This is a genomic window from Jatrophihabitans sp. (assembly GCF_046262535.1).
In the GTDB taxonomy this organism is placed as follows: Bacteria; Actinomycetota; Actinomycetes; order Mycobacteriales; family Jatrophihabitantaceae; genus Jatrophihabitans.
In genome coordinates this window covers 1-20,703 of the sequence record NZ_JBHEMO010000107.1, presented here as the reverse complement: position 1 = coordinate 20,703, position 20,703 = coordinate 1, and the positions used below count along the sequence as shown (strand labels likewise).

Genomic DNA, 20,703 nt, shown 5'->3' with positions numbered 1-20,703 from the left:
CGTCACGATCCCTTCGCCGGGACGACCTGGAAGTACACGGCCGTGATGACGAAGTTGACGGCGAACAGCAGCATGAAGGTGATGACGACGGACTGGTTCACCGCGTCGCCCACGCCCTTCGGCCCGCCACCGACGTTGAGGCCCTTGTAGGCAGCCACGACGCCGGCGATCAGACCGAAGATGAACGCCTTGACCTCACCGGTGTAGAGGTCGGGCAACTGCGCCAGCGCGGAGAAGCTCGACAGATAGGCCCCTGGCGTGCCGCCTTGCAGGACCACGTTGAAGAAGTAGCCGCCGGCCACACCGACCACGCAGACCAGGCCGTTGAGGGCGGTCGAGACGAGGATGCAGGCCAGGACGCGCGGGACGACGAGGCGCTGCACCGGCGAGATGCCGAGAACCTCCATGGCGTCGATCTCGTCGCGGATCTTGCGGCTGCCGAGGTCGGCGCAGATGGCCGAGCCGCCGGCGCCGGCGATGAGCAACGCACAGACGATGGGACTGGCTTCGCGGATGATGGCCAGCACGCTGGCCGAACCGGTGAACGACTGGGCGCCGATCTGGCGGGCCAGGGTGCCAAGTTCGAGCGCGATGACCGCGCCGAACGGGATCGACACCATCATCGTCGGGAAGATCGTCACGCTGGCGATGAACCAGGCCTGCTGGATGAACTCGCGTCCTTGGAAGGGGCGTTTGAAGATCAACCGGCCGACGTCGAGGAAGAGCGCGAACAGGCTGCCGGCCTGCCGAACTCCACCGACCGGAGAGAGACCGGGCATCAGCGGGGTCCCGGACGGGCCGGCTGCCTACCCTCGCGTGCCGGCTCGCGCCTGGTCTCGCCGCGCGATTCGGCCTCTTCCTGCTCCTCCTGGTCCAACAGCTCCTGGATCGCCTTCTGGGCCGGGGCCGGCAGCGTGTGCATCATGTCGAGGACGCGCTGGCGGCGGCGGCCGGCAGCCTTGCGCTCGGGCAGGCCGGGGCTCGGCTGGATCTGCGGCGGTACGCCGGTTCCACCCCCACCCTTGGGGCCGGTGCCTTCGCGCGGTGCGGCGTTCTGGTCGATCGAGGCGAGCTCGGCGGCCACCTGGGCGGCGTCCTTCTCCTCGGACATGCCGATCGGGCCTTCGCGGCGGCCGTTGAGGAACTGCTTGACGACCGGCTCCTCGCTGGTGAGCAGCACCTCGCGCGGGCCGAACATCACCAGTTCCCGGCGGAACAGCATCCCGAGGTTGTCCGGCACCGTGCGCGCCGTACCGATGTCGTGGGTGACGATCAGGAAGGTGGCGTCGGTCTGCGCGTTCAGGTCGATGATCAGCTGGTTGAGGTAGGCGACGCGGACGGGGTCGAGGCCGGAGTCGGGCTCGTCGAACAGCACGATCTCGGGGTTGAGCACGAGGGCGCGGGCGAGGCCGGCGCGCTTGCGCATACCGCCGGAGATCTCGCCGGGCAGTTTGCCCTCGGCCCCGGCCAGGCCGACCATGTCCATCTTCTCCATGACGATGTCTTTGATCTCGCGCTCGCCCTTCTTCGTGTGCTCACGAAGCGGGAACGCGATGTTGTCGAAGAGGTTCATGGAGCCGAACAGGGCGCCGTCCTGGAAGAGGACGCCGAACAGCTTGCGGGTCTCGTAGAGCTTGGCCTCGCTGCACCGGGCGATGTCGACGTCCCGGATGACGATCGCACCCTTGTCGGGCTTCAGCAGGCCGATGAGGGACTTGAGGAAGACGGACTTGCCGGTACCCGATGGGCCCAGCAACACCGAGACCTCGCCCGGCGGGAGGGTCAGGGTGACGTCACCCCAGATGGTCTGGCGACCGAAGGACTTCGTCAGATCGTGGACCGCAACCTCCACACCCACGGGCAGTCCTTTCTCGAACGTCACAGGGAGCGCCACGCAGCGAAAGCGCTCCGGACGTCATCAAACTAACGAAAGCGAAACTCGTTGGTAACGTCGTCGGCCGACCTAGGGTGACATATTTCCGGGCCGATCGCTCATGTGGCCACCCTCGCGATGAAACCGTGACCTCCTGTCTCAGGAACCCTGGGCCATCCGGTCGACGACGCAGTGCAGCCGCTGAGCAGGAGCCGTGACCGGGCTGGATAAAGTGCCGATCGCGGCGTCCGGCCGTGCCCGACGAGCTGACCGGAGTGCATGTCTCATGGCCGACCCCGACGAACGCCTGCGCGAGCTGCTGGGCGCCGAGCCCCCCGAATCAGTGACCGCCCTGGACGTGGGAGCACGGTCAGCTCTCGCCGAACTGCTCGAGGACTCGCGCCGCCGCCAGACGCAGAGCCTGGAGGACGCGTTCACCGCGGCGCTGAAGCAGGTGCCCTTCCCGGTGCGAGGCATCGTCAAGAAGGTGCTGCTCGGATGAGCGCCGGGCCCCAGACGACCGCCGAGCTCCGCAAGCTCGCGCATGCCTTGGACGTCGACGAGTCGCAGGTCCAGATGTTGGCCGACGTGCCGGCCGAGGATCTGCGGACGTTGCGCGCCCAGGTCGGCGAGGCGATGTTTCAGAACGACCGTCATTACTTCGCCCGGATGGCCGCGCTGACCAAGACGGTGCCGGGTGCGGTGTCGGCCAAGTTGACGGAGGCGGTCGTTCCTCCGCTCATCGCGGCGCGGACGGCGGAGTTGCTCGAACCCAAGCGGGCCGCCGAGCTCGTCGGGCGGATCTCGGAGTCCTACCTGGCCGACGTCTCGTCGTTCATGGACGCCTCGCGGGCGCCGGAGATCATCGCCGCGATCCCGGCGGCGCGGGTCGCCGCGGTCGCCGCCGAACTCGCCCGGCGCGAGGAGTGGGTGGTGATCGGCGGGTTCGTCACCCAGGTGACCGAGGACGGGCTCGCCGCGTCGGTGGCCGAGTTCGACGGCGAACAGTTGTTGCGGATCGGCTTCGTGCTCGACGACGTCACTCGCCTGGACGACATCGGCGCCCTGCTCACCGACGAGCAGCTCGACCGGTTGCTGACCGCGGCGGCCGAGTTCGGGCTGTGGACGGAGCTGGCGGAGCTGGTGGACAACCTCGGCCCCCGAACGGATCGCCCGGATGGCCGAGCATTACGCGGCCCTCGAGCCGTCCGTCCGGGCGACGTACGAAGCGGCGGCGGAGGCCGGTTCGCTCGACGCCGCGGCGCTGGCCGAGCTGACGCCTTAATTTTGTGGATCTTCCTGCACCTCGAGCCTCAGCGGGCTGCCCGCGCAGGAAGGTCGCCGACTCAACGAACCACGGGCGGCCCGCTGATGCGGACCGCCCGTGGGGCGTAGTGCGGTGCTTACTTGACGGTCACCGTGGCGCCGGCACCCTCGAGGGCAGCCTTGGCCTTCTCGGCGTTCTCCTTGTTCGTCTTCTCCAGGACCGGCTTCGGCGCGCCGTCGACGAGGTCCTTGGCCTCCTTCAGACCGAGGCTCGTGAGCGTGCGCACCTCCTTGATGACCTGGATCTTCTTGTCGCCGGCCGACTCGAGGATGACGTCGAACTCGTCCTGCTCCTCGGCAGCCTCGGCCGGGGCACCGGCGGCGGGGCCGGCCGGGCCGGCCACCGCGACGGGCGCGGCGGCGGTGACGTCGAAGGTGTCCTCGAACTGCTTCACGAACTCGCTGAGCTCGAGGAGGGTCATCTCCTTGAAAGCGTCAAGCAGCTCGTCGGTGTTGAGCTTCGCCATGATGGCGTTCCTTTCCTTTGTCGCCGGGTAGCCGGCAGATCGATTGGGGTGTTATTCCGCCGGCTCGGCGGGGGGTTCGGTTGCCTCAGCAGGAGCCTCAGCGGTGGCGTCGGCGGGAGCCTCAGCCGTGGCGTCGGCAGGAGCCTCAGCGGCGGCGTCGGCGGGTGCCTCGGCAGGTGCGTCCGCGGCCTTCTTCTCCTCGAGCGCCGTGGCCAGGCGGGCCATCTGCGACAGCGGAGCCTGGAACAGGCCGGCGGCGCGGGTGGGCAGTGCCTTCAGGGCACCGGCCAGCTTGGCGAGCAGCACCTCGCGGGACTCGAGATCGGCGATCCTGCTGATCTCGTCGGCGGTGAGCGGCTTGCCGTCGAGGACTCCGCCCTTGATGACCAGCAGCGGGTGCGCCTTGGCGAAATCACGCAGCCCCTTGGCGGCGTCGACCGCGTCGCCCTTGACGAAGGCGATCGCCGTCGGGCCCTGCAGCAGGCTGTCGTCGATCACGACGCCGGCCTCGGACGCGGCCCGCTTGGTGAGCGTGTTCTTGACGACCGCGTAAGTGGTGTCGCGACCCAGCGCACGGCGCAGGTCGGTGATCTGCTTGACGGTGAGACCGCGGTACTCGGTGATGACCGCGGCGGACGACGAGCTGAAGTGCTCGGTGAGCTCGGCAACTGCGCCGACCTTCTCGGTGTTCGGCATGTGCTACCTCCTCTCGTTTCTCGTCAGGCCGGTCTGATTGCCCGAAAACGAGAAACGCCCCGGCGCAGGGCGCACGGGGCGGCAAGAAGCCGTACCGTCCATCCTGCGCGGGCCGCTCCGACGCTTACGGAGGCGTTCGATCGCGTGCGCGCACGCGACGACCAGCGGTCTTCGGTTGGATCGTTGTCGAGGTTACGCGACCGGCGACGCGGTCTCCAAATTCGCCGCCCACGCGGCGCCGAAGTTGACGAACGGCGGCGTCACGTCGGTATCGGCCTCGAACAACGCCTCGGCCAAGGCGGCGGACGAATCGGCCCCGGCCGCCAGCTTGCGGTGGTAGGCCGCCATCGTGTCGGCGGCGATGTCGTCACCGACCCGGGCGACACCGGCGATCACGCTTCGGGTGCCCAGATGGAGCAGGACGCTGGCCAGGCCGAGCGCCTCGTCGCCCGGCCGGATCGTCGCCAGCCCGACCTCGCAGGCGGAGAGCACCACGTGCTCAGGCGCTCGCGCACTCCGGTCGAGCTCATGGGCGAATACCGGCCCGTCGACCATGCGGACGGAGGAAAAGAGCGGGTTCTCGGGCTGATGGACGCCGTGTGCCGCAACGTGCAGCACGGTGGTCGAACTCATCGCGCTCGTGAAGGCGGCGCAGCTGGAGCGATCGCCGGCGAGGATCTTCGATTTCCCACCCCAAGCTGCACCGACTGCGGACGCCTCGTCGGTCCCCCGCCCGAGGTCAGGACCGACCACCGCAGTGACCGACACCGGGCCGCCGGTTCGGACGGTCGTCGATTTCAGCCACTTGGTGGCCGACGGCGCGACCACGATGGACCGCCCGCGCAGTGACGGGAGCGACGCCCACGCCAACTGGCCCAGCATGCCGGTGGAGACGATGACCAAGGGCCCGTCCACTTGGAGCGGCCCGAGCAAGGCCGCGTCCAGCGCGCTCAGCGAGGTCTGCAGTGACGCCCGCACCGCGGTCCGGATGACTTCCGGCAACTGGCTCTGCGCCAAGACGTCGAGATCGGCGCGGCAGCGCCGAGCCAGCTCGATGACCGGTGCGGCCGGTCCGAGCTCGTACAGGCGGCTCCGTTCACCGACCGTGACCGCGGCCAGATTCCCGCCCGCCTGTACGTAGCTGATCAGCGTGCGACCACGATCAGCCAGGCCGGCGCGAGTTTCGTCGAGTGACGCCGCCCGCTCGACAGCGCCCGTCCCGGTCAACGTCCAGCTGCGGGCAACGATCCGACGCTCGAGATCACGTCGCTTCCGTGCCAGCGACTTGTCGTGCTCGGCCGTGCGGAGGGCCTCGACCGTCTGCCGCAACTCGGCGAGCAACTCGGCCGCGACCGGGTCGTCCGGGGGGCGGACGGCGGGGAGGCGGCTGGTGACGGCCCGAGCCTGCTCCGCGGCGGCGAAGACGGAAGCAGGACGAGCGCGCTGTAGCGCCAGCGTGATGTCGAGCTCGGCAAGGCGCCGACCATGCACCGCGGACGCCGTACGCAGGTCGATGCTGCCGAAGCTCGCCTGGTAGCGAGCCAACTGCCCGAGCGTGCGCCGAATTCGACGCGACGCCGCGGTCGTCCGTCCGCTCGCCGCGTCGACGGCGGCATGGACGTAGCCGGAGTGGAGCTGGGCGGTGATCGGCTGATTCCTGACCTCTCGGTCGAGGCGCTCCAGTGCAGCCGAGGCATCGACGATCAGACCGGCCGCCAGGAGCGCCTCCACTCCGATGAGCGCCGCCGTTTCGCCGCGCACGACGAGGCCGTCCGCGTCGAGTTGCGTCGCGAGACGCTGGGCGACGGGAGCGAGACGCAATCCCGGCCGCCCGGCCGCAAGATCGCCTTGAAGAAGGACGAGTTCCGCGGTCCGCGTCCAGATCGTGTTGCCGCGCCGGCGGAATCGGTCCCTGGCGCGCCCGGCAAATCGTCGGGCGGCGGCCACGTCCCCGCTGGCCAGAGCGCACTCGGCTCGGGCCACCTCCACCTCGCCGTGGTCTTGAACCTGTCGGTCAGCGGCGAAGATCCGCGCCGCCTCCGCCAGCGTGTCGTCCGCTTCGCGGATGAGGCCGGCCTCCATCAGGATTCGGGCTCGGTCCAGCGCCCATATACCGCGGGAGACGTCGACGTCGATGCGGGCGGCGGTGTCCATCGCGGCCAGCGCCGCGGGCAGGTTGCCGCCCAGGAACTCGGTGTAACCCAGGTTGTGCAACGCCATGAACCGGCCGTAATTGAGGTCCTCGGCCTCGGCGACGGCGGCGGCCCTGGTCAGCAGCCCGCGGGCCGCCGATACCTCCCCGCGATACAGATTCAGGTTGGCGGTGTTGAGCAAGATCGCGAATCGGTCATGGGGGGTTGCGTGGTCGATCATCGCCAGCGCGAGCTGCAGCTGCTCCATCGCGAGGTCGAGCTTGCCGGCGCGCGATGCGATGAACCCATGGTTGCTGTGCACGCGGACCTTGAGCGCCGGGTCCGCGATGCCACCGGCGCGCCGCGCCGCTTCGGCGATGGCCTGCAGTCCGCGCTCGACTCCGTGCACTTCGGCTTCGATGACCGCCAGCGTCAACCAGACCTCGGCGGCGAACGAGTCGAGTTCGGCCGCCGGAACGTCAGCCTGTTCGGCGATTGTCAGCGCCCGGTTCAGGCCGCGGATGGCCCGGGCCGCGTGCCCGAACCGACCGTCAGTGACCGCCTTCGCATGCACACGCCGAGCGCGCGACAGTCCGTCCTCGACGTCCACTGCCACGGCGGCCTAAAGCTCGATGTACGGAGTCACGAACGGAGGCTGCGACGCGTGCCGGATGACGAACTTCGCGAGCCCCCGAGGAACTTCGGCGAAGACGAAGCGTCCGTCGCTGTCCGCGGTGGCGTCCAGTTGCAAGGCGGGCATCCGAATCTTCACCGAGATACCGCCCCCTGGCGGAGCCCATCCGTCGATGCGGACGCGGTCGGGACCCGCCGGAGAGACCGTGACCATGACGCTCACGTGCTCGGTGCTGAAGGTGACGGTCTGGACGTTGGCCGCATCGCCACCGCGGGCGCCGACAAGGCCGTCCGTTCGCTGAAGCCGAGCGACCTCCGCCTGGAGCGCGTCGAGCGTGACACCGAACTGAAGGCGGTCGACGAGCCCGGGCGGGGCTCCGTCCCTCGCCTCGTGCTCGGCGGCTACCGCGCGCAGCAACGCGACATCGGTCTCGTCGAGCGGTTGGGCCGCGAGCGCGTGGAGGTCGAGTGCTCGGTCCCCGGTCATCCAGAGCCACCGTCCGGGCCGCACGCGCGCCGGCGGTGGACCCCCACCGTCATGGCCGGGGTATCCCCACGACGTCCGCGACGGCCTTCCACGCCCGATTGCAGCAGCTCGCCGGATCGACGTCCTCAGTGCCTCCCCCGTCAAGCTGGGCCTGGGCGAGTTCGCCGGCGAGAATGGGGGACGCGAACGACGTGCCGCTCCACGTGCCGAATCCGCCGCTCGAGCCATTGGTGAAGTCGTCCGGGTCGATCGTCGAGCGAAGTCCATCCCCCACCACAGTTGTGGCTTCCGACGGCTGCATGGACCCGTTGGCGTCGCGGGGGAAGGTGCTGACCACCGCCGCGCCGACGCGGTGACAGGCGACCCAGTCGCCGGCGTTGCTGAACAACGCCACGGACCGCTCGTTCGGATTGGTCGCCCCGACGCTGATGACTGGGACGCAGTCGTGATCGGGCGCGGTAACCAGTCCGGCCGCATGCGGGGAATATGCCGCGGGGTAGAAGCACCGATAGGTCGAGTCGTTGCCCGCCGATGCGACGACCGACACGCCGACCTTGCCGAGGGCAGCGAACTCGTGCCACAGCTTGTGGTCCAACACGGCGTCTTCCGGTTGTTCGTCGTAGTAGCCGAAGGACAGGCACAGGACATCAATCACGTCAGCCGGATTGCTCCGCTGGGCCGTCACCTGGCGGAGCAGCAGGGCTCGGAAGAGGTAGAGGATGTCGGACTCTCGCAGGACGCCGTCGCCCTGCCCGATCGGGATGTCGAGGATGCTGGCGTCGGGGCACTTCTGTCGCACGAGGCCGGCGATGAAGGTGCCGTGCCCGAAGTCGGGGCTCAGCGCGCCGACGAGGGGCGCGTCGGGGCTGGGTTGCGCGTTCGTGAGCAACGAGGCGAGTGACGCGTCGCGGGACACGATGTCCGGCGTCAGCCAGTCGTGTTCCCCGATACCGGTGTCGAGCACGGCAACCACGGGCCTGCGGCCGCGGAATTCGTCGTCGGGAGTCCGGCGCGGTGCGTCGCCGACCCAGGCGACCGGCATCCGTCCGCCGTGGCCGGGCACCGCGTACTCGCCGGTGTACCCCGCGGCGAGATCTCCGGAGAAGGAGCCGTAGGGGCTGAACGAGCCGTAGGGGCTGAACGACCCGTACGGCGCCATGCACAACAGATGGTCGAGGCTGACGTCAGCCCGTTCCGGGGCGTCCGGGGCGAGCCGGCTCCGATACGCCTGCAGGACCACCCACGCGTCAGGCGGCGGCGCCGGTAGCGGCGGCGGAGCCGGTTTGGCGGTGGAGAGGGTCGGCGACGGCCGCGGCCGGTCACGGAGGACGCTGAGGTCCGTAGGCGCCTCAGCTGCGGCCAGCCTGCGCGTCAACCGGACCAGCGTCACCGGCGCCGGGAGCTCGGCCGCGTCTGCCTCTCGTGCGCGGTCGGCGATGAGGGCGTCCCGGTCGTCGACGGTGAGGTCAAGCCCCAGATGGTCGGCCACCTCGGCGAGCAACGGAAAGGCACCGCTGTCTTCCTGCAGCCGGCTTCGCACCAGCAGGTGATCGGCGATGTACACAGTTGACCTGACGGGCGGCGGCTGGGGGCTGTTCGCGAGAAGGGGCTCGAGCACCGCGGTCACCGGATCCAGCACCCGCGCGTTGTAGCGGGACAGCAGCTCTGGCGGCACCGAGATCACCGGGTCGCTCGAGATGACGCTGCCGCGTCCGGACAGGCGTTCCCGACCAATGGGGACGCGGCCCCGAATCCGGTCCTCGTCTTGCGGCATGTTCGACCTCGTCTCGTCAGCGGCGTTCTCGCTGGTGGCGAAGCGTAGGGCTCCGGCCCTGCACACACCACTGGGGGAACGATGTCGGTTCAACACCTGGAGGAGGACGCCCGGCCGACGGCTGATACGTCGCCGGGGCGCGCGGCACGTCGGCGATGCGGAGCTCGTTCTCGGCCGGTCAGACCTCGATCGACGGGGTGATCACCGGGGGGCGCGTGTCGTCGCCCGGAAGACGCACGATGAACTGCGCAAATCCGCGGCGCACCGCGTGGAACACGAAACGTCCGTCGGCGTCCGCCGTCTCGCTCAGCAAGCCGTCGACGAGCCGCAGATCGACCACGGCACCCGCGCCGGGGACCACCCAGCCGTCGATGCGCGCCTCGTCGGCCGACGTCGGTGAGATGGTGATCATCAAGCTCAGAGTGGAACTGGTGAAGGTGACGGTCTGCGCTTCGGTCGCGTTGTCGGAGCGGACACCGACCATGCTGCCGCGTTCGAGCTCGGCGATCTCGCCGTGAAGCGCGTCGAGAGTGATGCCGAACTGGACCCGGTCGACCAGACCCGACGGCATGGGATCGACCTCGGAGTACCTGGCGGCCACGGCTGACAGGATGCGGTCGTCGACGTCGTCGAGCTCACCAGCGGCCAACTGATCGAGGTCTGGGTCACGTGGCGCCGACATCACAACTCCCAGGCCGGGTCGTCGGCCAGCAGCTGCCGCAGCTTGGCCAGGCATCGACCGCGGGTCGGACCGATACTGCCGACCGGCATCCCGAGGGCTTCGGCGACGGACGCATAATCCGGCCGGTCGGCGAAGGCGACCACTCGCAGCAGCGCGCGGCACCGCTCCGACAACTGGCCGATGTGTTGCCAGAGCCGGCTGTCCCCCTGGTCGCGAATTACCTGTTCTTCGGGTAGGTCTCCCGACGACGTGACCAGATCATCCGCTTCGAACTCGCGCGGCTCGACCCGATCGCTCTTCTTGACCATCCGCCACGCCTCACGGCGGACGGTGACGATCAGCCATTGCATGACTGCTTGCGGTTCCACGATGGCTTCCGCCGAGCGGACCAGCGCCAACCAGCTCATCTGGACGACGTCCTCGGCGGCCTGGGCGTCCAAACGCTGGGCGCGCGCCGTGTGCCACAGCAACGGCGTCAGCAACGCGACGAGGTCGCCCATCTTCGCCTCATCGCCCGCCCGAAAGGCCCGGAAGAGGTCGGCAGCCCGGCTGGACTGCGTTTCTGGTACGGATTCGGCGTCGATCATGACTGCGCGATCTCCGAAGGCTTCGGCCGGGCGCCGTCAGGCCGGGGCCGGGGAACGTACATCGGATCCTCGCGATCTGTTCGGGTTCGTCTCGGAGCAGAGCGTAGGGGCGTGGGCCACAGTCCACCACCACACGAACCGCAGCCGGCCCTCATTGCGTACTAGGAGCAGAGAGGGTCACCGCCTGATACGCGAAGTCCGTTGTATCAATCCGGCTCCGGCGATCTCCTCCCCCCTGACGATCGACGGAGGTGGACCCATGGCGACCGAGTTGCCGAGCAGCGGTGCCGTCCTCGCGGGGGGTATGGACGGGCCGCGGGCTGCCGCCGAGTCGATCGGATCCCAGAGGCCGGCCGCGGAACGTTTTTCAGGGGGCGCCGCGGCCGGCCCCTGGCCGACCTGGGCCGTGCCGCAACTGGAGACCGCCATCGAGCTGGCCCGGCCGGCCATCGACCGGCTCAGCGTCGCCGGGCTGCTCTACCGCGAGTGGTTCAATCCGGTGGCCGGGGACCTGGAGCCGCTGCGCCACACGCCGCCTCTGGCCGGCATCTACCGTGCCGCCCACGCCGGCAGCTCCGCGCGGATCCGCCGCGACGATCTGTCGGTCATCCGACGCCACGACGTCCTGCGCATCGGCGGTTGGTGGCGCACCTGGGGCGGGCAGTGGATCCCGCCGCGCACCCGGGCCGGCTCCGTGCGCCTGCTGATGACGCCGCGGCCGGACGCACTGGCCGAGTTCGTGGCCACCGTGACCGGCGCTCTGGTGCAGGCGCCGACGCCGTGGTCCTTCGGCCTGGCGATCGACCCGCGCCGCATCGCTCGCTACGGCTGCGCCGTGCTGGACCTGCCCAGCCTGGACGCGCTGGCGGATGGATTGCTGGACGACCTGGAGCCGCTGCTGCGTCCGGTCGTCTCGCCGCTCTGCCTGCCCGTCGCCCCGGGCGTGGGCGTGGCCGAGTACCCGGACAATGGCATGACGTTCGGCGAGCACCGTTGCCACCTGGTGGCGATGGCGCTACGGCACCCGGTCAGCGACAAGACCCCGCTACGGGCGATCGCCGCCGTGTTCAACGCCCACGGCATAGATCCGCGCAGCCCCTACCGCGCTAGCTGACGGAACCACAACGACTTCCCCGCGCCCCCGCCTGGACTGACGAGCAATGGGCCGAAGGCCCGAGCGAGGAGGGAAGGCGGGGGTAAAGCGGGAAGTCCGCCCGAGCGGAGCGAGGGCAGTTAGACGGCATCCTCAAGGAGGTTGCGGGTGCGGTTGGCGTCGACCGGGATGCCGGGGCCCATCGTCGTGGAGAAGGTGACCTTCTTCAGGAATTTGCCCTTGCTGGACGACGGCTTGGACCGCAGCACCTCGTCGAGGGCGGCGGCGTAGTTCTCGACGAGCTGCTCGGGCGAGAACGACGACTTGCCGATGACCAGGTGCAGGTTGGCCTGCTTGTCGACGCGGAAGCTGATCTTGCCGCCCTTGATGTCGGCGACGGCCTTGGCGACGTCCGGCGTGACGGTGCCGGTCTTCGGGTTCGGCATGAGGCCACGCGGGCCGAGCACGCGGGCGATCCGGCCGACCTTGGCCATCTGGTCCGGCGTGGCGATTGCGGCGTCGAAGTCCAGGAACCCGTCGGTGATCTCTTGGATCAGGTCGTCGCTGCCGACCTTGTCGGCACCGGCGGCGCGGGCCTCTTCGGCCTTCGCACCGGTGGCGAAGACGATGACACGGGCGGTCTTGCCGGTGCCGTGCGGCAGGCTGACGGTGCCGCGGACCATCTGGTCGGCCTTGCGCGGGTCGACCCCCAGGCGCATGGCGACCTCGACGGTGCCGTCGAACTTGGTGGGCGACGCCTGCTTGGCCAGGCCGGCAGCCTCCAGCGGCGAGTAGATACGGCCCTCTTCGAGGAGCTCGGCGGCCTGGCGATAGGACTTGCTGCGCTTCATTTCGGTGCTTCTCCGTTCTCCCGCCTGGATCGTGCGGGTCTGTGGTCAGCGGACGGCGACCTTCGCCGTCCTCCCACGGTCTTGCGGTAACTCAGCCCTCGACAGTGATGCCCATGCTGCGGGCGGTGCCGGCGATGATCTTGGCGGCCTGGTCGACGTCGTTGGCGTTGAGGTCTTCCATCTTCGTCTCGGCGATCTCGCGCACCTGCTTCATGGTCACCTTGGCGACCTTCTTCGTGTGCGGCTCGCCGCTGCCCTTCTCGACACCCGCGGCCTTCAGCAGCAGGCGCGCGGCCGGCGGCGTCTTGGTGACGAAGGTGAACGAGCGGTCCTCGTACACGGAGATCTCGACCGGGACGATCTGCCCGCGCTGCGACTCGGTGGCCGCGTTGTACGCCTTGCAGAACTCCATGATGTTGACGCCGTGCTGACCGAGCGCCGGGCCGACCGGCGGGGCCGGGTTGGCTGCGCCCGCCTGGATCTGCAGCTTGATGACCGCGGCGAGCTTCTTCTTGGGAGGCATGACTTCTCTTCTTCTTCTCGACGGGTTGTGTGTCTAGATCTTCGAGACCTGGCTGAACGCCAGCTCGACGGGTGTCTCGCGGCCGAAGATCGACACGAGCACGTGCAGCTTCTGGTGGACGGCGTCGATCTCGCTGATCGTCGCCGGCAGCGTGGCGAACGGGCCGTCCATGACGGTGACCGACTCGCCGATGCTGTAGTCGACGGTGACCAGCGGCTTGTCGGCGCCGGCGGCGCCGCCCTTGCCGGGCTGGCCCAGCTTCTCCGCCCGCTTGACCTCCGGAGCGAGGATCTTGACCACCTCGTCCAGGCTCAAGGGGGACGGACGTGAGGTGGCGCCGACGAAACCGGTGACGCCGGGCGTGTTGCGCACCGCGCCCCACGAGTCGTCGGTGAGCTCCATGCGGACGAGGATGTAGCCGGGGAAGACCTTGCGCTGGACCTGCTGGCGCTTCCCGTTCTTGATCTCGACGACCTCTTCGGTCGGCACCTCGACCTGGAAGATGTAGTCCTCCATGTCGAGGGACTGGATGCGGCTCTCGAGGTTGGTCTTCACCTTGTTCTCGTAGCCGGCGTAGGAGTGGACTACGTACCAGTCACCGAACTGGGTGCGCAGTTCGCGGCGCAGGGTCTCGACCGGGTCCTCGTCCTCGACCGGCTCGTCGACCGGGGCGGCTTCGGCCTCGGCGACGGGAGTGGGGTCCTCGACGGGAGCATCGGCGACGTCGGTCACGACCGCATCGGCCTCGGCAACCGCCGGCTCGACCCCGTTCACGGCGGGCGCCTCGTCCGCGACCGGCTCGGCGTCCGCGACCGGCTCGGCGTCCGCGACCGGCTCGTCCGGTGCGACGGAGGAGACGGGCTCGTGGTCGGTCGCGCCGAGCCTCAGATCGCCCTCGGTGTCGTCGTCGTTGTCGGCGGCGGGCGGCAGGTCCTCGCCCGCGCCGAGCAGGCGGGCAGCGGCGGCGAGGTCGGCGGGTCCGCTCTCGGCGGCCTCGGCCGATTCGCTTCGGAACACGGCGGACGTCTCGTCGCTCACGGCGTTGTCGCCGGCGGCGTCGTACTCGGACACGATCTCTCTTCTCTGGCTCAGTAGAGGTCTAGCTCAGTAAGTGGCGGTCTCGCCCCGGGCGGGGTCGGCCAGCGGTCAGCCGAACACCTGCAGCACCAGCTTGGCGAAGCCGAAGTCCAGGCCGGCGACGATCGCGACCATGATCACCACGAAGACGATCACGACGATCGAGTACGTCACCAGTTCGTTGCGCGAGGGCCACAGGACCTTGCGCATCTCCGAGACGCTCTCGCGGACGAACCGCGTCGGCAGCCCCCCGCGACCCTTGGCCGGGCGCGCGGACGGTGACTCGGTGCGAGTTGCGGTCACGGTGACTTCCTCTCGAACGACTTCTGACACTGCGCAGGGGCGACAGGACTTGAACCTGCAACCGCCGGTTTTGGAGACCGGTGCTCTACCAATTGAGCCACGCCCCTAGGACCAGTGCGCGCGCATGCTGACGCACGGCCACAAGGACCCGGTTCGTCAGTCTACGGGTCGGGCGGCGGAGCCTCCAACTCGCTGCCGTCCCGCCTGAGTGGGCGTGAAACCGGCGGCCGGCGTCTGGGACGATTGAGCCATGGGAGCACGCGTATCCGACCGTATCGCCGCAATCGCCGAATCAGCCACCCTGGCCGTGGACGCCAAGGCCAAGGCGCTCAAGGCCGCCGGCCGCCCCGTCATCGGCTTCGGCGCCGGCGAACCGGACTTCCCCACTCCTGACTACATCGTCGAGGCCGCTGTGGCGGCGGCCCGCGACCCGAAGAACCACCGTTACACGCCCGTGGCCGGGTTGCCGGAGCTGCGCGGGGCCATCGCCGGCAAGACCAAGCGCGACACCGGCTACGACGTCGATGCCGCCCAGGTGCTGGTCACCAACGGGGGTAAGCAGGCCGTCTACAACGCCTTCGCCACCCTGCTCGACCCGGGCGACGAGGTGCTGCTGATCGCTCCGTACTGGACGACCTACCCCGAGGCCATCAAGCTGGCGGGCGGCGTCCCCGTCGAGGTCGTCACCGACGAGACGACCGGCTACCTGGCCACCGTCGAGCAGCTCGAAGCCGCTCGCACCGACCGCACCAAGGTGCTGCTGTTCGTCTCCCCCTCGAACCCGACCGGCGCGGTCTACCCGGGCGACCAGGTCGAGGCGATCGGCAGCTGGGCCAAGGAGCACGACCTCTGGGTGGTCACCGACGAGATCTACGAGCACCTGGTCTACGGCGACGCGGAGATGGTCTCGATCGCCCATTCGGCCGGCGAGAAGGTCGTCGTCCTCAACGGGGTGGCCAAGACCTACGCGATGACCGGCTGGCGCGTCGGCTGGCTGATCGGCCCGACCGACGTCGTCAAGGCCGCGACCAACCTGCAGTCGCACGCCACGTCCAACGTCAGCAACGTCGCCCAGGTGGCGGCGCTGGCTGCGGTGTCGGGCGACCTGTCAGCGGTCGCCGAGATGCGCGCGGTGTACGACCGGCGCCGCAAGGCCATCGTCTCGATGTTGTCCGAGATTCCCGGAGTCGTCTGCCCGGAGCCCCTCGGCGCGTTCTACGCCTACCCGTCGGTGAAGGGTCTGCTCGGCGTGCCACTGCGCGGGCGGACGGCCGCCGATTCGGCCGAGCTGGCCACGATCATCCTCGAAGAGGTCGAGGTCGCGGTCGTTCCCGGTGAGGCGTTCGGCACGCCCGGTTACGTCCGCATGTCCTACGCGCTGGGCGACGAGGACATGGCCGAGGGTGTCGGCCGGATCGCCAAGCTCGTCGCGGAAAGCTGAGTGCTCGGCTTTGCACCTTTCAGGGCTGCAGATCGGTCCGATTTGCAGCCCTGAAAGGTGCAAAGCCGGGGCTAGGTGAGGGCGCCGGCCGACCGCAGCACGGCGATTCCGGCGGGCAGCTTGGCGATCGCCGCGCGCAGGTCCTTCGGATTGGCGATGCGCCAGGCGTTGGCGGCCACGTAGCACTTCAGTGCGGCGTCCCATTTCGCGCGACCGGCGGCCTCCCGGGCGGCGTGCAGGGCGGCGGCGCCCTTGTTGTAGGTCGTGAAGTAGTAGGCGTTCTGGTCGGCACCGTAGGACTCGGTGGACGCATCGACGGTGCCTGGCGCGTGCAGGGCGCCGTCGTGCGGTTGGTCGTCGTCCACTAGCTGTTCGGCGTACTCGGCGAACGCCTCGTCCAGCCACGGATGCAGCGCCTGCGAGTCGCCGACCATCGCGTAGAACCACTGGTGCGCCGTCTCGTGCACCGCCACCAACCGGGACCCGTCCAGCATCAGGATCGAGCTCGGGTACTCGATCCCGCCGCCCTGCGTGGGTAGCCGCGCCACCGACAGCGACGGGAACGGGAACGGGCCGAAGAACCCGGCGAGCTCGAGGATGGCCCGGCGGAACTCGGGCACGAGGGCGTCGCGGATGGCCGGGTTCGGCGCCCCGACCCGCACCCTGACGCCGTTGACGTGGCTGTCGGAGACGGCGAACGGCCCGGCGGCGACGCTGACGTCGCGCGCCGCGTCGATCGTCGAGTGCCAGGTACGGGTCGTTGCGCCAGTCGGCGGGTCGGCCGGATCGCCGGACGCGATCACCACGTCCCGGGCCGGCGCGGTCACCGTCAGATCGACCTGCATCGCCTCGCTGGTCGCGCTCTCGGCGGTGAAGTCCAGCATGTCCTCGGTGTGCCAGCCGTATCCGCGCTCCCAGGCCAGCAGCGGCTGGGCGGACCCGAAGTAGGCGAACGCGCCGGACCGCCCGAACCGGTCGAACGTCTCCCGGCCGAGGGTCAGGTCGAAATCGACGGACGCGGTCACCGCGGTGCCCACCGGGATGGTCGATCCGAACGGGATGTGCAGCAGGCCGCCCTGCGTCGAGGGGTCGGCGTTGGCGGCGGAGAACCGGTACCTGCCGGCGCCATGGTCGGCCGAGGCGGCCGTCACGACGATCTTGTTGCCCTCCTCGACCGTCGGCTTGGTGTTGGCCGTCAGGCGGAAGATCAGCTCGGTGACGGGACGGTCGGCGCGGAACAAGATCCGCTCCGCACCGTGCACGGTGCGGTGATCGGCCGCGATGCGGAAGTTCAGCGACATCCGCGGCCGGTCGGGGTCGGGCTGGGCATAGGTCGAGCAGTCGTCCGGCCGGCGGGCGCTCGGGCCCGACGACGGCGGACTCGAGGGACTGGTCGAGGTGCTGCGCGACGACGGTGGCCGGGCCACTCCGTGCCCCGCTGTCGTCGAGGTGCAGGCGGCGAGCAGGAGTCCGCCCGCGCCCAGCAACGCCGCCGCGCGCGTGGCAAACGGCGCCGCCCGCCCCGCGCGCGGCGCCACAGTCATCCCGTCCGAGGCGGGCGCACCACGGCGCGGGCTTTGGCCAGGACGGTCTGCCCGTCGACGGTGGCGGTGAGGTCGACCTCGAGCAGGCCGTCCTCGCGGATGGAACGCACCGAACCGCCGACCGTGAGCGTTGCCCCGTCCGGGTCGGGCACGACGACCGGTCGGGTGAAGCGGACGGAGTACTCGAGCACGGCTCCGGGGTCGCCGGTCCAGTCGGTCACCACCCGGATCGCCGTCGCCATGGTGAACATGCCGTGGGCGATGACGTCGGGCAGGCCCACGCTCTTGGCGAAGCGTTCGTTCCAGTGGATCGGGTTGAAGTCGCCCGACGCCCCGGCGTAGCGGACGAGGTCGGCCCGGCTGATCGGGAACTCGCGCGCGGCGATCTCGTCCCCGACGGACACGGCGGTCATGAAGCGGGTCCTCGGGCGACGATCGTCGAGTGCGCAGTCACGACCGGTTCGCCGTCGACGGTGCTGACCTCGGCCCGGGTGTTGACGAGGTCGTTGCCGCCGGCCACCCGGATGTCGTCGACCGTGACGACGACCTGCAAGACGTCGCCGGCGGTGACCGGACGGTGGTGCACGAAACGCTGCTCGCCGTGCACGACGCGCGAGTAGTCGATGCCGAAGTCGGGATCGGTGATCACCTGGTGCCCCGCCTTGAGCGTCAGGATGATCGGGAACGTCGGCGGCGCGATCACGTCGGCGTAGCCGAGGGCCTGCGCAGCGGCCCGGTCGCGGTACACCGGATTCGGGTCGTTGGCCGCATCGGCGAACTCGCGGATCTTCTCCCGGCCGACCTCGTAGGGAGCCGTCGGCGGATACACCCGCCCGATATATGAGGCGTCGACAGGCATACGGCGAGGCTAGCCGAGGCGGCGCCTTCGGCTACTCGGCCTCGGCCGGCAGCGTCGTCAGTACCTCGAACGGCGCCGCGCCGAGGCCCTCGACGCGCGGCCGTCCCCACGGGTCGACGTCGGACAGCGCCGTCTCGACCTCGGCGTGCGGCGTGCGCAACCGCACCCGCCGTGCGCCGTCGGCCACCAGGGCGGCCACCTCGGGACTGGCCGCGACCCGGCCGTACCAGCTGTACTTGCCGCTGATCGGGTCGAAGTGACCGGCGAGCTTCACTGTCACCGCGACGACGGCGTCGCCGTCGAGCAGCTCGGCCGGCCCGTCGTAGCCGTCCTCTTCCGGGTGTTCGGTCATGACGTCCCCTCCGCGGCGATCAGCGTCCCGAGCGGGAGCGGTTTGTCGAAGTCGAGCTCCACGCCGAAGTCGCGGGCGGTGCCCTCGAGCAGGTGCCAGACGCCGGCAGTCGCGACACCCGTGAACCGCTCGCGGCTCATCGTGCGGTTCTGCAGCCACCAGCTGCCGGCCGACTCGACGAAGCCGACGATGCCGTAGGCCCCCGGCTCGGCCTGTTCGCTGTCGATGCCGAAGATCATCATCATCGACTTGAGCAACGCGGCGACGTTGTCGGCCAGCGTCCCCTCGACCGAGTCCAGTGACGCGCCGGTGCGGCGACTGCGGAGGAAGTGGTAGAGGTTCGGGTGCTCGTCCAGCCAGCCCACGATCACTCCGATGGCGGCGGTTATGACGTCCCGCGGCGTGCTCTCGGGGGACAGCTGCAGCTTGGGCAGGACGCTGTCCACGACGGCCCGGACGATGCGGTCGGCGATGGCCTGGCCCAGGTCCTCGCGGTCGCGGAAATAGCGGTACAGGACGGTGCGGCTCACGCCGGCGGCCTCGGCGATCTGTTCGGCGCTCGCGCCGGGGCCGTGGCGGTCGATGGCGTCGACGCCGGCAGCGACGAAGGCAGCCCGGCGCTGGGCCCGGTGCTCGGTCCAGCGCAGGCGGCGGCCGTCGGGGGCCGAGCCCGTTGCGTCCTCGGTCATGCGCTGCACCCCCGCCCATCCTCGCTCGTCGCCGTCGAACTCTAGTCGGGCCGAGGAATCTAGGCGAGACACCTTGTCACGGCTTTCACTCGGAGTTACGCTAGCTGGAGTTAGCGCGACAGAGTGTTACATGTGGATCGACAGAAGGGAATCGTCGTGACTGCCGTACGGAGCGAGACAGGTACGCCGACCGTGAATCCCCGCGAGAAGACGGCCAAGCGGCTCCTCGGGTCGTCGGCGAAGAACTCCTACTCCCCCGATCTGGACATCGACTGGGATGCCCCGCCGGTCGAGGGCGCGTGGCACATGCAGCCCGAGCGGGTGTCGCTGTTCGGCACGCCGCTGTGGGAGGCGATGACGGACGCGCAGCGCATCGAGCTCTCCAAGGCCGAGGTCATCAGCGTGGCCCGCGTCGGCCTGTGGTTCGAGATCCTGCTGATGGGCATGCTGGCCGCGCACGCGTACAACCAGGACCCCGCCTCGGAGCACACGCAGTACGCGCTCACAGAGATCGGTGACGAGACCCGGCACTCGGTGATGTTCGCCCGCTGGGCCGACAAGTACGGCGGCGAGCACTACAAGCCGCACCCCGTGGTGCACCACCTGGGCAAGCTGTTCCGCTTCGTGGCCCCGACCGGCCCGTCGATGTGGGCGGCGACGCTGGTGGCCGAGGAGCTGCTGGACCGCCTGCAGCGCGAGGGGATGGCCGACGAGCGGCTGCAGCCGATGACCCGCATGGTCGCGCGCATCCATGTGATCGAAGAGGCGCGCCACGTCCGCTTCGCCCGCGAGGAACTGGTCCGCGACATGGCCCGGGCCCGCGGGCCGCTGCGCGGCGGCCCGGTGCTGTGGTTCCACCAGGTGTTCGCGGCGCTGGCGGCGGCCATCATCGCCGAGAGCATCATCAGCCCGAAGGTCTATGAGGCGGCCGGGCTCGACCGCAAGCAGGCCCGGCGGGCGGCGCGGGCGAACCCGAACTTCCATGAGACCAAGCGGTGGATGGCCGAGAAGATCATGCCGTTCCTGGGCGAGGTCGGGATGATCAACCCGGTGGCCCGCCTCATCTACCGCCGCGCTCACCTGCTGGCGTAGCGGTTCGCGCCGGGTGTGGCGACGTAGCGGGTGATGCGGCGGCGTGTCGCCCCGCAGCGAAGCCACACACAGGCTGAGCAGACGGCAAGCCCCGCCGCGGCAGATGCCGGGCGGGGCTTCGGTGGGGCGAGCCGCGCTAGCGCGTCTCGCGGTGCTCGGTGTGCTTGCCGCAGTTCGGGCAGAACTTGTTCATCGAGAGCCGGTCGGGGTCGTTGCGCCGGT

Annotated in this window: 24 protein-coding genes and 1 tRNA gene; 5 read left to right on the top strand and 20 right to left on the bottom strand. The window is 69.7% G+C overall.

All coding sequences use genetic code 11. The annotated features are described in order from the left end of the window. Positions 1-2: 2 nt before the first annotated feature. Both ABR571_RS14570 and ABR571_RS14565 read right to left on the bottom strand, forming a co-directional pair. Positions 3-779: an MlaE family ABC transporter permease gene (locus tag ABR571_RS14570; protein ID WP_409453925.1), complete on the bottom strand. Its 777-nt coding sequence runs from the start codon at positions 777-779 to the stop codon at positions 3-5. Then, positions 779-1,858, bottom strand: a complete 1,080-nt coding sequence (locus tag ABR571_RS14565; protein WP_409453924.1) for an ABC transporter ATP-binding protein — start codon at positions 1,856-1,858, stop codon at positions 779-781. Before ABR571_RS14565 ends, ABR571_RS14570 begins: the two co-directional genes overlap by 1 nt. A 301-nt stretch (positions 1,859-2,159) precedes the next feature. Here ABR571_RS14565 and ABR571_RS14560 point away from each other — a divergent pair, with 301 nt between their 5' ends. Next, positions 2,160-2,375, top strand: coding sequence for a hypothetical protein (locus ABR571_RS14560; RefSeq protein WP_409453923.1), 216 nt, complete (start codon positions 2,160-2,162; stop codon positions 2,373-2,375). Further along, positions 2,372-3,268, top strand: coding sequence for a hypothetical protein (locus ABR571_RS14555; protein ID WP_409453922.1), 897 nt, complete (start codon positions 2,372-2,374; stop codon positions 3,266-3,268). Before ABR571_RS14560 ends, ABR571_RS14555 begins: the two co-directional genes overlap by 4 nt. A gap of 8 nt (positions 3,269-3,276) precedes the next feature. Here ABR571_RS14555 and rplL read toward each other — a convergent pair whose 3' ends face one another. From rplL to ABR571_RS14520, 7 genes are all read right to left on the bottom strand, one after another. Beyond that, positions 3,277-3,666 carry a 50S ribosomal protein L7/L12 gene (gene rplL / locus ABR571_RS14550; RefSeq protein ID WP_409453921.1) on the bottom strand — a complete coding sequence of 130 codons (390 nt, stop codon included), beginning with the start codon at positions 3,664-3,666 and terminating at the stop codon, positions 3,277-3,279. Positions 3,667-3,717: 51 nt separating this feature from the next. Then, a complete protein-coding gene (gene rplJ / locus ABR571_RS14545; RefSeq protein WP_409453920.1) occupies positions 3,718-4,362 on the bottom strand; it encodes a 50S ribosomal protein L10 in 645 nt (214 codons plus the stop codon). A gap of 192 nt (positions 4,363-4,554) precedes the next feature. Continuing rightward, a complete protein-coding gene (locus ABR571_RS14540; protein ID WP_409453919.1) occupies positions 4,555-7,110 on the bottom strand; it encodes a CHAT domain-containing protein in 2,556 nt (851 codons plus the stop codon). A 6-nt stretch (positions 7,111-7,116) separates the two neighbouring features. Further along, positions 7,117-7,614: a carboxypeptidase regulatory-like domain-containing protein gene (locus ABR571_RS14535; protein ID WP_409453918.1), complete on the bottom strand. Its 498-nt coding sequence runs from the start codon at positions 7,612-7,614 to the stop codon at positions 7,117-7,119. Between the two features lie 49 nt (positions 7,615-7,663). Beyond that, positions 7,664-9,388, bottom strand: a complete 1,725-nt coding sequence (locus ABR571_RS14530; RefSeq protein ID WP_409453917.1) for a S8 family peptidase — start codon at positions 9,386-9,388, stop codon at positions 7,664-7,666. Positions 9,389-9,566: 178 nt separating this feature from the next. After that, positions 9,567-10,070 carry a carboxypeptidase regulatory-like domain-containing protein gene (locus ABR571_RS14525; RefSeq protein WP_409453916.1) on the bottom strand — a complete coding sequence of 168 codons (504 nt, stop codon included), beginning with the start codon at positions 10,068-10,070 and terminating at the stop codon, positions 9,567-9,569. Beyond that, entirely contained in the window at positions 10,070-10,657 is a 588-nt protein-coding gene (locus tag ABR571_RS14520) for an RNA polymerase sigma factor (protein WP_409453915.1), read from the bottom strand. The genes ABR571_RS14525 and ABR571_RS14520 overlap by 1 nt, the downstream gene beginning before the upstream one ends. A 259-nt stretch (positions 10,658-10,916) precedes the next feature. Between ABR571_RS14520 and ABR571_RS14515 the strand changes: the two genes are divergently transcribed. Next, positions 10,917-11,771, top strand: coding sequence for a T3SS effector HopA1 family protein (locus ABR571_RS14515; protein ID WP_409453914.1), 855 nt, complete (start codon positions 10,917-10,919; stop codon positions 11,769-11,771). A 119-nt stretch (positions 11,772-11,890) separates the two neighbouring features. Here the strand turns inward: ABR571_RS14515 and rplA are convergent, their stop codons facing one another. From rplA to ABR571_RS14490, 5 genes are all read right to left on the bottom strand, one after another. Beyond that, positions 11,891-12,601: a 50S ribosomal protein L1 gene (gene rplA, locus ABR571_RS14510; RefSeq protein ID WP_409453913.1), complete on the bottom strand. Its 711-nt coding sequence runs from the start codon at positions 12,599-12,601 to the stop codon at positions 11,891-11,893. A gap of 91 nt (positions 12,602-12,692) precedes the next feature. Then, positions 12,693-13,124, bottom strand: coding sequence for a 50S ribosomal protein L11 (gene rplK / locus ABR571_RS14505; protein ID WP_409453912.1), 432 nt, complete (start codon positions 13,122-13,124; stop codon positions 12,693-12,695). A 33-nt stretch (positions 13,125-13,157) separates the two neighbouring features. After that, a complete protein-coding gene (gene nusG / locus ABR571_RS14500) occupies positions 13,158-14,012 on the bottom strand; it encodes a transcription termination/antitermination protein NusG (RefSeq protein WP_409453937.1) in 855 nt (284 codons plus the stop codon). 258 nt (positions 14,013-14,270) lie between these two features. Further along, positions 14,271-14,504 (bottom strand): preprotein translocase subunit SecE, encoded by a 234-nt coding sequence (gene secE, locus ABR571_RS14495; RefSeq protein ID WP_409453911.1) that lies wholly within the window; start codon positions 14,502-14,504, stop codon positions 14,271-14,273. Positions 14,505-14,538: 34 nt separating this feature from the next. Beyond that, a tRNA-Trp gene (locus ABR571_RS14490) sits at positions 14,539-14,611 on the bottom strand. Between the two features lie 143 nt (positions 14,612-14,754). Between ABR571_RS14490 and ABR571_RS14485 the strand changes: the two genes are divergently transcribed. After that, entirely contained in the window at positions 14,755-15,945 is a 1,191-nt protein-coding gene (locus ABR571_RS14485; protein ID WP_409453910.1) for a pyridoxal phosphate-dependent aminotransferase, read from the top strand. Between the two features lie 71 nt (positions 15,946-16,016). On the opposite strand, the gene ABR571_RS14480 is transcribed toward ABR571_RS14485, so the two are convergent. Genes ABR571_RS14480 through ABR571_RS14460 form a run of 5 tightly spaced genes read right to left on the bottom strand, consistent with a single transcriptional unit; the run spans position 16,017 to position 19,389 of the window. Then, positions 16,017-17,489: a M1 family aminopeptidase gene (locus ABR571_RS14480; RefSeq protein WP_409453909.1), complete on the bottom strand. Its 1,473-nt coding sequence runs from the start codon at positions 17,487-17,489 to the stop codon at positions 16,017-16,019. Beyond that, a complete protein-coding gene (locus ABR571_RS14475) occupies positions 17,486-17,902 on the bottom strand; it encodes a MaoC family dehydratase (protein WP_409453908.1) in 417 nt (138 codons plus the stop codon). The genes ABR571_RS14480 and ABR571_RS14475 overlap by 4 nt, the downstream gene beginning before the upstream one ends. Then, positions 17,899-18,348: a MaoC family dehydratase N-terminal domain-containing protein gene (locus ABR571_RS14470; RefSeq protein WP_409453907.1), complete on the bottom strand. Its 450-nt coding sequence runs from the start codon at positions 18,346-18,348 to the stop codon at positions 17,899-17,901. The genes ABR571_RS14475 and ABR571_RS14470 overlap by 4 nt, the downstream gene beginning before the upstream one ends. 31 nt (positions 18,349-18,379) lie before the next feature. After that, positions 18,380-18,700, bottom strand: coding sequence for a DUF4873 domain-containing protein (locus ABR571_RS14465; RefSeq protein WP_409453906.1), 321 nt, complete (start codon positions 18,698-18,700; stop codon positions 18,380-18,382). After that, positions 18,697-19,389, bottom strand: coding sequence for a TetR family transcriptional regulator (locus tag ABR571_RS14460; protein WP_409453905.1), 693 nt, complete (start codon positions 19,387-19,389; stop codon positions 18,697-18,699). Before ABR571_RS14460 ends, ABR571_RS14465 begins: the two co-directional genes overlap by 4 nt. 156 nt (positions 19,390-19,545) lie before the next feature. On the opposite strand from ABR571_RS14460, the gene ABR571_RS14455 reads away from it, so the two are divergent. Continuing rightward, the gene (locus ABR571_RS14455; protein WP_409453904.1) at positions 19,546-20,481 is read left to right on the top strand and encodes an AurF N-oxygenase family protein; all 936 of its coding nucleotides are present in this window, start codon (positions 19,546-19,548) and stop codon (positions 20,479-20,481) included. A 136-nt stretch (positions 20,482-20,617) separates the two neighbouring features. On the opposite strand, the gene rpmG is transcribed toward ABR571_RS14455, so the two are convergent. Next, positions 20,618-20,703: 50S ribosomal protein L33 (rpmG, locus tag ABR571_RS14450; protein WP_409453936.1), on the bottom strand; the 86-nt coding region annotated here is incomplete at its 5' end.